At 37.0% G+C, this 2,452-nt stretch carries 3 protein-coding genes; all 3 read left to right on the plus strand.

Annotation, left to right across the window (positions count from 1 at the left end; all coding sequences use genetic code 11):
• Positions 1–3: 3 nt before the first annotated feature.
• Positions 4–156 (plus strand): DUF6612 family protein, encoded by a 153-nt coding sequence (locus AC3AX0_RS11535; RefSeq protein ID WP_487550432.1) that lies wholly within the window; start codon positions 4–6, stop codon positions 154–156.
• A gap of 456 nt (positions 157–612) precedes the next feature.
• Positions 613–2,046 carry a sodium-dependent transporter gene (locus tag AC3AX0_RS11540; protein ID WP_487550430.1) on the plus strand — a complete coding sequence of 478 codons (1,434 nt, stop codon included), beginning with the start codon at positions 613–615 and terminating at the stop codon, positions 2,044–2,046.
• Between the two features lie 164 nt (positions 2,047–2,210).
• Positions 2,211–2,452 (plus strand): zinc ribbon domain-containing protein YjdM (locus AC3AX0_RS11545; protein ID WP_487550431.1); only part of this gene is annotated, 242 nt, incomplete at its 3' end.

Below are 2,452 nucleotides of genomic sequence, written 5' to 3' on the forward strand. Positions count from 1 at the left end.
TCAATGGACTCCTCAGGTTCAACAGTTTCCATGAATATGGATATGAGCATGACCTACAGCGACCTTAACGGAAACTTCGATATTGAAGTTCCTCAGGATGTTTTAGATGCAGCTGTTGAATCTGTAGATGTAATAGAAATAGAAATAGATCAATAGACTTATAGTAAATTAGTCAAATATAACCAATAGATAATTTAAGCTCTGTGTTGTAGCTATCGGATGTAGTCCCTTATTGCTGCAGTACAGGGCTTTTTATTTTCTTAGTCTATTATTTAAAAGTATACTCGCAATTCATTTTATTCATTATTACACATTGTATCCAAAATACAAATTTTGTACAAAATTTGTAATTGCATCACATACAACATCGTGCTATAATTAAGCATACGTTTTCATAACTCACGGAATGAAGCGTCTGGAATTGATCGCAAATAAATTAATCGGCTTAAATTACATCTATTCATTTTAATCACCGTTGCGTAAAACTTGACAGTTCAAACAGCACACTTAAAATGTAGTAGATTTTTTTGTGCACATTTTTTCATCAATGAAATACAATTCCGGAATAATGTATCTCGCTGACAAACAAAAAGTAAAAGAGGAGTTGTTTTAATGGAACAGAAAAAAATTAAAGAACCACAGAAAAGAGAACAATGGGGATCAAAGATTGGATTTATTATGGCTGCAGCCGGATCTGCAGTTGGTCTAGGAAACATTTGGAAATTTCCATTTACTGCCGGAGAAAATGGTGGTGGAGCATTCGTATTTATTTATTTAATTTTTATCGTACTAATAGGTTTCAGCATTATGTTGACAGAATTTGCACTTGGTAGAAGAAGTAAGCTCGCTGCAGTAGGAGCATTCAAGTCTGTAGACAAAAAATGGACATTTGTAGGAATCATAGGTGTTTTAAGTGGATTCTTGATTATGGGATTCTATCCTGTAGTTGGCGGATGGGCACTTGCTTACATTTTCAAGGTGACGGGAGGTCTGCTAAACAGTCCGGAACTAATAGGAAGTACTTTTGGAGAATTCATAACTAACCCCACTATTCCACTAATGTGGATGGTTGCTTATCTCGGAATAAACATTGTTATTGTATCGAAGGGAATATCTTCAGGTATAGAAAAAGCTGGTAAGATACTCATGCCACTGTTGTTCGGAATACTTATATTAATTGCAATTAAAGGTTTAACCCTTCCAAATGCCATAGATGGTGTGAAGTTCCTCTTCCAACCTGATTTCAGCAAGGTAACAGGAAAGGTGGTACTGGCAGCACTAGGCCAGGCATTCTTCTCTCTTTCACTTGGTATGGGATGTATGATTACCTATGGGTCATATCTTGATAAGAAAGAAAACCTTGTAAGCACTACTGGAATAATTACAGCCATGGACACTGGTGTTGCACTTCTTGCAGGTCTGGCAATGTTCCCGGCAATGTTTGCATTCGGCATCGCTCCAACAGAAGGACCTGGACTAGTATTCATTGTAGTTCCTTCTCTATTCGCAGCAATGGGCGGAATTGGAACTGTCTTCGCGACATTGTTCTTTGTAGCACTTGCAGTTGCAGCCCTTACTTCTTCAGTATCACTGCTAGAGGTAGTTGTGTCATATCTGATAGACGAAAAGAAACAACCAAGAAAGAAGGCAGTTTTAATAGCCTCTTCAATAATGGCTGCTTTATGTATACTTTCTTCACTATCACTTGGAGGACTTGGACCAAAACTCTTCGGAACGGGAGCATTTGATGTATTCGACCTTCTCACAGACAAGATTTATCTTGCTATAGGTGGAATGCTTATTAGTATATTTGCTGGATGGAAAATCAAGAAGGAAGATCTGTTCAATGAGATTACAAACGGCGGTACTTTTAACTATGCATTCCTTAACATTTGGTATGTACTGATTAAATACATAATACCTGTAGTTATTCTAGTTGTTGCCGTCAACGGTATATTTGAAGGTTTCAATACCGGATCAGGACCTATAATGCTAGTAGGTATAGGTATCATGGCATTCTTTGCCGTCATATCTAAGAAACTTTAAAACTTTTTAAAAGAAATTAAACAAGGAGCAGTCTCATTGCTGGAATTTTCCAGATGGGCTGCTCCTTTTATTCACAGATATCCATTTGTAAATATTATCCTGCTGTGATATTATATATAACCGAGAAATGAAATATTTATTAATTATATGACGGAGGAACATACATGGATAATTTACCTAATTGCCCCAAGTGCAATTCAGAATATACCTATGAAGACGGTATGATGCTCATCTGTCCCGAATGCGGACACGAGTGGAACCCAAATGTTGATACAGCAGCAGAAGAGGGTCTTGTAGTAAAGGATTCAAATGGAAACATATTGAAGGACGGAGATTCAGTCTCTGTAATTAAAGACTTGAAAGTTAAAGGAAGCTCTGCTCCCATTAAACAGGGAACAAAGGTAAA

Source organism: Dethiosulfatibacter sp., assembly GCF_983023055.1.